The organism is Paenisporosarcina sp. P5_A11 (assembly GCF_056400705.1).
In genome coordinates this window covers 1-9,760 of the sequence record NZ_JBFUKT010000128.1, presented here as the reverse complement: position 1 = coordinate 9,760, position 9,760 = coordinate 1, and the positions used below count along the sequence as shown (strand labels likewise).

The window sequence follows — 9,760 nt, the reverse complement described above, 5'->3', positions numbered from 1 at the left end:
GTATAGTAGAACAATTCGGATTCGCTATAATACCTGAGTGTGATTTAAGATCTTGTGGATTCACTTCTGGCACTACCAGTGGAATATCCACTACCATTCGAAAAGCACTCGTATTATCAATTACGACTGCTCCTCGCTTCGCAGCTTCCGGTGCAAGAATTTTTGAAACTGCACCACCTGCACTAAATAACGCAATATCAACTCCATCAAATTCTTCAGGTGTTGCTTCTTCAATCGTGTAGGACTGACCTTTAAATTCAATACTCTTTCCAGCTGAACGTTTAGATGCCAAAAACTTTATATGTTTTATAGGAAAATTTCGTTTCTGTAGTTGTTCCATCATTTTCTCGCCTACTRCACCGGTTGCACCAACTACAGCAACTGTGTAATTCTTCGACATGACACTCACTCCCTCTAGCCAACTAAATGGTCATAATGTCGGTATTGTATCATAAAATTGCGTGATTGTGCATGAAAATTAATCCGACTAGTTGTGTTGGATTAATACAGGTTGGAGTTGTTGATGCTCTAATGCTTTAACAATCGTTGGGACAATGAGATTAAAATCGGAGATTAGGGAGTTAGGTTTTTTAAACGGATCATCTTGACCAAAAGGAATGAAATAAATGTGTTTGGCATTTAACAATCTCATGACATTGACGCCATTTAAACCGAGTGCATCATTGGTCGAAATGCCAAGGACAACAGGTTTACCAGTACGCATCGTCGCTTTGGCAGCCATCAGTACAGGTGAATCTGTAGCAGCATTCGCGAAGCGGCTAATTGAATTACCTGTCATTGGTGCAATGACCATGCAATCGAGAGGTGTTTTAGGACCCAGTGGCTCTGCATCAGCAATTGTTGAAATGACTTTTGCTCCAGAGGCTTCTTCGATTTTTCTTACCCACTCGTCCCCAGTACCAAAGCGCGTAGCAGCTACCAAGACGGAATGTGACACTACAGGTACAACAATGGCTCCTTGTTCTCTTAATACAGTGATTTTAGGCACTACTTCTTCATACGTACAATGTGAGGCAGTGATGCCAAACCCAATTCGCTTACCTTGTAACACAACGTTCCTCCTATTAGATGTTTTTTACTGATTCGGTAACACAATTAAATAGCAGCTTTGCTGCATCTTCTTTTAAAAATTGCCCTGGTAGAGACGTATACAATCTATAGGTATGTGAAAAGTCTCCTTCTAGAGCTAAACATCCAGGTGAAGAAGCAACATCATAAAATCTTTGGCAAGTTGTTAATAAAGAGTGATAGTCTGCTGTTAGCCATTTAGCAGGTATTGTGTTAATAAATATCGACTGCTCACATGATATGCCATGTTCTAATTTTTTCACTTCATAGCCCATGGCTTGTGCTTCTGCTAATTGAACGGCTGATCTCACAACAATTTTCGGATAGGCATCCATCCGCTTAAGCTGTGATGCTAATAGTTTTGCTACGCGCCCGAACCCAGAGATCATGAAATGTTTGCCAGCAACCGTTTCGTGCTCTTCTAAATAATATGCCGCAATAAATCCTTCGGCAGTTAATTTTGCATTTAGCCAAATAAATTTTTCATTCTCGAGATATGGTTCAATGTCGATTTCACTTGCTTCAAAAAAGCGTGTCCATTCAGGAGATAATTTGCCGACAAAACATTTTTGGACGTTTTCGAAATAATCCAGTCCGATTGTATCTGTTACTACTTCTAGTGGTTGTATGGGTAGCACTAAGATATCTGGTTCGAATGCCATTAAGTCTCTTTCTACTTGGTAACTCCATGCTTTTGTTTGTAGATATAGCACTTGAACGTTTAAGTTTTTCAATAAAATTGAGAGTTTTTCCATCCGTGGATCTGTACCAATGACGCACCACTTTAGATTCGTCGTCATATGGTTTGGTCCGAATGTAAGTGTGATGTTTTTGTAAAGAGAATTCGATCTTCGCCGATGAGGATGATGTCTTCCCATGCGATATAGACGTTTTTTTGTGTTGATTTTGCTTTGAATGGTCGGTTTCCCTGTTCTTTTAATACAAGAAATCCAATGATTTTTCCACTGGTTGGTTCAAAAAGCAATTCGGTATCGGCAAGTAATCCAAAACGTTTGCCATCTTCAATTTGAATTAATTCCTTCACTGCCATTTCTGATAGCAACATATGACTCCTCCTCCATGTTCATCTCCTTAAATATATGCAAAGAAAGAATCACATGTTCACTGAAAAGCAACTTAACAGAGGTTGAGAAATATTCAAAATAATTAAGTGACTACAACTAAAACCGAAACCCTAATTGCATTTACTGAAGAAGTTAGGTTACCAGGTCGCTCCGGACGCTTTACCTGCTGCACCATGAGCTAAAGAACAAAGGGATGGGCTTGTGACTTTGTCACTTCGCCCATCCCTTTTCTTAGATCATCCTGCGGCGGGTGCGCGTCCTTCGCTCCCTTTCAACCTGGACTCGCTCAGAAATGATGATTTGTTTTACTAGAGAATTGTTGATTTCTTTATGTAAATATTCGGCCGAAGATACTATTTCGGCCTATTTCCGCTAATTTTATCTTCTGAATTACTTTTACTAAAAGTGATTCACACTTTACAAAATAATAGACGGTTGCTGATACTGACATAAATGTTCTTAAATTTGTGACTTTCCTCAACCCTCTCCACTTAATGAAACAACTATCCAAAATAAAGAAATGCGGTAGCAGCCGAAATGGCATCTTCGGTTGCTTGGTTCTTCAAAGAATAGTGTCGATTCATTTGTAAACCAAAATAAATAAATAATTTGCTCGAAGGTTGTAGGGGAGCGACGAAAGAAATTCGAGACGCAGGATTACCTGGAACATTATGAGGGGAATGTGACTGGGTCTAATCCACTTATTACCTCATTAGTTAATGTTGCAATATTGTGGAAGCTCCCMGGAAACCTGAGTGATAAAGTGAGTTACTAAAAAATCCACAGCTGTCAAAAAAAAAAAGACAATCACAGTGGATTGTCTTTTTTTGGAGTAATGATTGAAATGGCAGGTTGATGTGCGAAAATATCAGTCACTAGTTTTTGTACTTTATGAATGTGTACTTCATCAATTGACTGCAATACTTCATCATATGTTTTGTGTTCTTTAAAAATAAGCTCGTTTTTCCCATTACGATTCATTCGGGCATTGGTGCTTTCTAAACCGAGCATTAAATTGCCTTTTAATTGTTCTTTTGCATCATTCACTTCAGTTTCTGTAACCCCATCATCCACTACTTTTTGAATGGTTTCATGGATCGTTTCTTTGAGTTCTTGCAATTGGTTACTGGAAGTTCCTCCATAGATGGCCACTGATCCAGAATCTACGTAAGAGGAATGATAGGAATAAATTGAATAGGCTAATGCCTTTTCTTCACGAACTTCTTGGAATAGTCGAGACGACATATTGCCACCTAAGATGTTATTTAAGACCACTAAATCATAAATCTGCTTATCCTTAACGCTTAAGCCTGGATAGCCTAGACAAATATGTCCTTGTTCCGTTTCGCGTGACTTATGAGATTCTCCTGAGTTAAATATTGGGAGACTTAAAGAATGACGATCAAGAAGAGTTGAACTTGATCCAAAATGACCAAATAACGAATCGATAAAGTCAATTAAACCATCCGGAATATTTCCAGCAACTGAAATGACAATATGTTCAGGTCGATAGTGATGGTCCATAAATTGATGGATGGAATCTTTATTAAATGTTTCAAGCGACGCTTTCGTCCCTAAAATTGAGGCACCTAATGGTTGATTTGGATACATGACATTCCATAATTGTTCGTGGACATCATCGTCAGGTGTATCTTCGACCATTAAGATTTCTTCTAGGACGACTTGACGTTCTTTATCTAATTCTTGTTCATCAAATTGTGAATGGAAAAACATATCGGCCAATACTGATATTGCATGCTTCGCATGATGATCTAATACTTTTGCGTAGTAGCATGTTTGCTCTTTTGACGTAAATGCATTGACATACCCGCCAATACGATCGAATTCTTCAGCAATTTGACGTGCAGTTCTAGTGGCTGTTCCTTTAAAAAGCATATGTTCGATGAAGTGAGTTAAACCATTCTCTTCGGGTGTTTCATGTCTCGACCCTACATCTACCCATACACCTACAGCGACAGACCGAACGTGCGGTATATGTTCATAGACTATTCTAACACCATTTTGACTTGTTCTTTTTTGTAACACAGTAAATTAAACCCCCATTATTTCGAAAAAAAAGATTGCCATCTAAGCAGTTGGCAACCTTTTTCATTGTTTATTATTCAGCTTGAGCTTTCTCAGCTGCTTCTTTTTCTTCTTTTACGACGATTTTTCGTGATAAGTTTACACGGCCTTGGTTATCGATTTCAATAACTTTAACTTTTAATTCGTCATCAAGTTTCAGTACATCTTCAACTGCTTTTGTGCGTTCTTCTTGAATTTCAGAAATATGCAGAAGTCCATCTTTGCCCGTAAAGATTTCTACGAAAGCACCGAATTTTTCTATACGTTTCACTTTACCCATGAAGTACTCACCAACAACAGCAACACGTACAATGTTTTCAATAATCTCTTTTGCACGAGCGATCATGTCTTCATCAATTGAAGAAATATAAATTGATCCATCTTGCTCTGTATCAATTTTAACGCCTGTTTCATCAATGATTTTATTAATTTGTTTACCACCCGGTCCAATTACGTCACGAATCTTATCAGGATTAATTTTAACCATGACAATTTTCGGAGCGAATTTAGACAACTTCGTGCGTGGTTCAGAAATTGTAGCCATCATGCTTTCTAAAATATGCATACGACCAATTTTTGCTTGTGTCAATGCTTCTTCTAAAATGCTACGTGATAAGCCATCGATTTTAATATCCATTTGAAGTGCAGTAACACCTTTAGCTGTACCTGCAACTTTGAAGTCCATATCGCCTAGGTGATCTTCCATTCCTTGAATATCCGAAAGAACAGAATAGTTATCACCGCGTTTGATAAGACCCATAGCAATACCTGCAACTGGCGCTTTGATTGGAACACCTGCATCCATCATTGCAAGAGTTGAAGCACAAATACTTGCTTGAGACGTAGAACCGTTAGATTCAAGTACTTCTGATACTAAACGAATTGTATATGGGAATTCTTTTTCGTCTGGTAGTACTGCTTTTAATGCACGTTCACCTAATGCACCGTGACCGATTTCACGACGACCTGGACCACGAAGAGGACCCGTTTCCCCAACACTGAATTGCGGGAAATTATAATGATGCATGAAACGTTTAGATTCTTCAATCCCTAAACCATCAATTATTTGAACATCACCTAATGCACCTAAAGTAGCAATGCTAAGTGCTTGAGTTTGCCCACGAGTGAACAATCCAGAACCATGTGTTCTAGGTAAGACACCTGTCTCAGATGATAATGGACGGATTTCGTCTAATTTACGACCATCAGGACGTACTTTATCTTCAGTAATTAAACGGCGAACTTCTTCTTTCACCATTTTATCTAAAATTTGACGAACTTGTTTAAGTGTTGCATCATCTGCTTCACGTTCAACGAATGTTGCTATAACCTCATCTTTAACTTCATTTATCGCTACTTCTCGTGCGTGTTTTTCATACACTTGAATAGCACTATTTAATTTAGTTTCGCACATTTCATTAATCTCAGCAGAAAGTTCAGCATCTAGTTCATAAAGTTTGATATCTGTTTTTTGTTTGCCCATAACTGCGACAACTTCTTCTTGGAAAGCGATTAATTTTTTAATTTCATCATGACCGAACATGATTGCTTCTAACATTACTTCTTCAGTTACTTCAAGAGCCCCTGCTTCTACCATGTTAATTGCATCTTTTGTTCCAGCAACGATTAAATCAATCGTGCTTAATGCCAATTGAGCTTGTGTCGGGTTAATGATAAATTGACCATCAATTAATCCTACTTGTACGCCTGCAATTGGGCCATCGAAAGGAATATCAGAAACTGACAATGCTAATGATGAACCTAACATCGCTGCCATTTCTGTAGTGCAATCTTGGTCTACAGACATAACGATTGAAATAACTTGCACTTCATTACGGAAGCCATCTGGGAATAAAGGACGGATTGGACGGTCAATCAAACGACTAGTCAATACTGCATTTTCTGATGGACGTCCTTCACGTTTAATGAAACCACCTGGAATTTTCCCTGCTGCGTAAAGACGCTCTTCATAGTTACACGTAAGTGGGAAGAAATCTAATGGCTTCGGATGTTTTGAAGCAGTTGCTGTTGAAAGCACTGTAGAATCTCCATAACGGACCATTACTGCACCATTTGCTTGTTTTGCATATTTGCCTACTTCTACTTGCAATGGACGACCTGCCCACTCGAAATTAAAAATTTGTTTTTCTGGCATTGAATGAACTCCTCTCGTTCTAAAAATCCTAGTAAATATAGTTGTATGTATCATTAGTAGTGTATCAAAAAAGCGTTTATCATGCGATAAATTATAAAAATGTCAATTGAGAGTGGATTCTATACAGAGAAATCTTTTTGAACATAAAGAAAAAGCGGGACGAATCCCGCTTTCACTAAAATGCATTTTATCGACGTAAACCAAGTTTAGCGATCAAGTCACGGTAACGTGATACTTCGTTTTCACGTAAGTATTTTAACAAGTTACGACGACGTCCTACCATTTTGAAAAGGCCACGACGTGAGTGATGATCTTTCTTGTGTGTACGTAAATGTTCGTTCAAGTTGTTAATATCTTCTGTTAACACAGCGATTTGAATGTCTGCAGAACCAGTGTCGCTTTCATGAGTACGATACTCAGCGATAAGTTCATTTTTACGTTCTTGTGTAATTGCCATCCGGTTCACCTCCAATACTSTCATAATATCCCCAATTACCGAGCAAGCGTTGGTGATTCGCACTGCCAAGCAACGGTTAGGCATATCTCTATGCACTTAAGAATAGTAGCACATTCACTACTTCTTTGCAACTCTTAAGTAGACAGTTGAAGAAATGATATAGCTGTTTGTTTATCTTTTTCAATTTGATGTTTTAACGAATCAATGCCATCAAATTTACGTTCATCTCTAATATGATGATACCAGTCAACGAAGACTTCTTCTCCATAAATGTTCTTATCAAAATTAAATAAATGAACTTCAATTGTTAAGTGTTTTTCTTCTGGATTTTTAAACGTTGGTTTATACCCAACATTGCAAACACCATCTACCCATTCGTCTTGCACTAACATTCTGACTGCATAGACACCAGTTGCAGGAATATAAAATCCTTCTTTTGGCTGGATATTGGCCGTTGGGAAGCCGATTGTTCGACCTCGCTTGTCTCCATGAACAACTATTCCTGGAATTTGAAAAGGTCTACCGAGCAATTCAAGAACATTTTCCATGTTACCTAATGTTAATGCTTGTCGAATACGTGTAGAACTAATTTTTTCACTATCAGCTGATTTTTTTTCAACGACCGATACATGAAAATCGTTTTGGGCTAATTCTTTCATTATCTCCATATTGCCTTTTCCACAAGAACCAAAAGTAAAATCGTACCCTGCTGTTACATGCTTTACATTCAATTGACGAATAAATGTATCAACAAAATTTTCTGGAGTTAATTGGGCAAAATCAGATGTAAAGCGAACCACGAATGTTGTATCTACACCCATTGATTGAAGCAAATCTAATTTTTGTTCAAGTGGAGTAATATAAAATACTTTTTCATTTCGTTTTCCAAGGACAATCGAAGGGTGGGGATCAAATGTCATGACCGCTAATCTTAATCCTTGCTCTTCTGCTACTCTTTTTGCATGTCCAATAACTTCTCGATGGCCACGGTGTATGCCATCAAAAAATCCAATCGCTAAAGAAAACGGACCAGTAATTGATGAATCACTTATGTGGTGTGGATAGGATAAATGTACAGTGTTCATTCCGCATCTCCTTCTTTAGGTAATCGATTAAACATTTTTTCAGGTTTCATCTTACCTTCCTTGGAAGGGTGGTTGACATAAACTGCAACTGCTCGTCCAAATCTAGTAAAAACTATTCGTTCTTGTGACTGAAGCGCGTTAATTGCATCTAATACTTGTCCATTTTGAATTGCTTTTTCTAAGTGATTGGGAACCTCAAACTTCGGCATGTCTTCGAGAGCATAATCTAATTCATATAAATTATCTTTTAATGAATTTTGATCTACCAAATCTTGGACTTGTTTTAAAGTAAAACAATTGGCCGCTGTAAATGTACCAGACGCTGTACGTACTAACTTCGACATATGTGCAGGATATCCAAGTTTCTCGCCTATTTGAACAGCAAGCGTCCGAATATAGGTTCCTTTGCTACACGACACACGAATGTTAAATGATACTCGTTCGCCAGAAAAACTGGTTTCTTCACTTAGTAGAGATAATTCGTAAATATTTACTTGTCTTGTCGGTCTATCTATTGAAATTCCAGCGCGTGCATATTCGTAGAGTTTTTTACCATTTACTTTTACTGCTGAATACATAGGTGGGGTTTGTTCGATAGTTCCAGTTAATTCAGTTAAAGCTGCAAGGATATCTTGGCGGGAAAATTGTTTGTWTGAATCATTACTTTCCACAACCTCTCCGTCTGCGTCTTCTGTAGTAGTGGATATACCAATCGTCACTTCAGCTTCGTAAATTTTCCCTGCGTTAGTGAGGTACTCTGCTACTTTTGTCGATTCCCCTAAACAAATCGGGAGGACTCCCTCAACACTTGGATCTAAAGTTCCTGTATGGCCGATGCGTTTCATTTTTAAAATTTTACGTAGTTTAAAGACGCAATCGTGGGACGTCATCCCTTTTTCTTTCCATAGCGGAAGAATGCCGTTTTGCATCCGGTCCCACTCCTTTATACGTATTATGTATTATGTATTTTGTAAATAGGAAAGAAGCCTGCTAAAACTAAGTTTCGCAGACTTCTTTTGGTTATTCAACTTCTTCAGTTTTGATTTCTTTAATCTCAACTTCATCAGTATTGATTTCTTCAAGCTCAACTTCTTCAGTTTTGATCTGTCTAAGTAAGTTATCGATTTTATTCCCGTAATCAAAAGACTTATCGAGTTCAAACATAAGTTCTGGTGTCTTACGTAATCGAATTCGTTGACCAATTTCAGTACGCATGAATCCTTTAGCTTGAGTTAAACCTTTTAACGTTTCGCGACGTTTCCTATCATCTCCGAGAACGGTAATAAAGACAGTTGCTTGTTGTAAATCACCTGTAACTTCAACATCCGTTACAGTGACAAACCCAATACGCGGGTCTTTTAGTTTACGAGCTATGATTTCGCCTAATTCTTTTTTCATTTGTTCTGCTACTCGATTTGAGCGATTCGCCATGGTGGCTTCACCTCTGTTCTATCTATAAGTGTTCACGGATAGTTTCCGTTCGTTCCCACTCTGGATTAGATTCCAAGTAATGTATGGCGTGGGTCAGTTCACGGTCGCTTGCGTCACTAGAAGAAGCGACACAAACAATCGCAATACGAGTCCTTTGCCATTTATCTTGATGATCTATCTCAGAAATCGATACGTTAAACTTTTGCTTCGTTCGAGTAAGCATGCGCTGCAGGACAGCGCGCTTCTCTTTTAACGAATGGGAAGTCGGAATGATGAATTCGCATTCCGCATATGAAATCATTTGCGTTTGATTTCTTCCATTACGAATGCTTCAATAATGTCGCCTTCTTTAACATCATGATAGTTTTTCACA

11 protein-coding genes are annotated in these 9,760 nt (G+C 38.2%); all 11 read right to left on the bottom strand.

Going from position 1 to position 9,760, the window contains the following annotated elements:
- Window positions 1-400 (bottom strand): aspartate-semialdehyde dehydrogenase (locus tag AC1DOS_RS14705; RefSeq protein WP_477538096.1); only part of this gene is annotated, 400 nt, incomplete at its 3' end.
- Window positions 401-487: 87 nt separating this feature from the next.
- Complete coding sequence (locus tag AC1DOS_RS14700; protein ID WP_108584675.1) at window positions 488-1,072, bottom strand: dipicolinate synthase subunit B; 585 nt, start codon at window positions 1,070-1,072, stop codon at window positions 488-490.
- 13 nt (window positions 1,073-1,085) lie between these two features.
- Entirely contained in the window at window positions 1,086-1,889 is an 804-nt protein-coding gene (locus AC1DOS_RS14695) for a hypothetical protein (RefSeq protein ID WP_108584673.1), read from the bottom strand.
- Entirely contained in the window at window positions 1,886-2,155 is a 270-nt protein-coding gene (locus AC1DOS_RS14690; RefSeq protein ID WP_108584672.1) for a YlmC/YmxH family sporulation protein, read from the bottom strand. Before AC1DOS_RS14690 ends, AC1DOS_RS14695 begins: the two co-directional genes overlap by 4 nt.
- An 826-nt stretch (window positions 2,156-2,981) precedes the next feature.
- Window positions 2,982-4,220 (bottom strand): M16 family metallopeptidase, encoded by a 1,239-nt coding sequence (locus AC1DOS_RS14685; RefSeq protein ID WP_108584671.1) that lies wholly within the window; start codon window positions 4,218-4,220, stop codon window positions 2,982-2,984.
- Between the two features lie 73 nt (window positions 4,221-4,293).
- Window positions 4,294-6,414: a polyribonucleotide nucleotidyltransferase gene (gene pnp, locus AC1DOS_RS14680; protein ID WP_108584669.1), complete on the bottom strand. Its 2,121-nt coding sequence runs from the start codon at window positions 6,412-6,414 to the stop codon at window positions 4,294-4,296.
- Window positions 6,415-6,601: 187 nt separating this feature from the next.
- The gene (gene rpsO, locus AC1DOS_RS14675; protein ID WP_024534986.1) at window positions 6,602-6,871 is read right to left on the bottom strand and encodes a 30S ribosomal protein S15; all 270 of its coding nucleotides are present in this window, start codon (window positions 6,869-6,871) and stop codon (window positions 6,602-6,604) included.
- A gap of 134 nt (window positions 6,872-7,005) precedes the next feature.
- Complete coding sequence (ribF, locus tag AC1DOS_RS14670) at window positions 7,006-7,956, bottom strand: riboflavin biosynthesis protein RibF (RefSeq protein WP_108584668.1); 951 nt, start codon at window positions 7,954-7,956, stop codon at window positions 7,006-7,008.
- The gene (truB, locus tag AC1DOS_RS14665) at window positions 7,953-8,885 is read right to left on the bottom strand and encodes a tRNA pseudouridine(55) synthase TruB (protein WP_477538095.1); all 933 of its coding nucleotides are present in this window, start codon (window positions 8,883-8,885) and stop codon (window positions 7,953-7,955) included. The genes ribF and truB overlap by 4 nt, the downstream gene beginning before the upstream one ends.
- A gap of 91 nt (window positions 8,886-8,976) precedes the next feature.
- On the bottom strand, window positions 8,977-9,387 hold the full coding sequence (gene rbfA, locus AC1DOS_RS14660; RefSeq protein WP_477538094.1) for a 30S ribosome-binding factor RbfA: 411 nt from the start codon (window positions 9,385-9,387) through the stop codon (window positions 8,977-8,979).
- Window positions 9,388-9,409: 22 nt separating this feature from the next.
- Window positions 9,410-9,688 carry a DUF503 domain-containing protein gene (locus AC1DOS_RS14655; RefSeq protein ID WP_108584663.1) on the bottom strand — a complete coding sequence of 93 codons (279 nt, stop codon included), beginning with the start codon at window positions 9,686-9,688 and terminating at the stop codon, window positions 9,410-9,412.
- Between the last annotated feature and the right edge of the window lie 72 nt (window positions 9,689-9,760).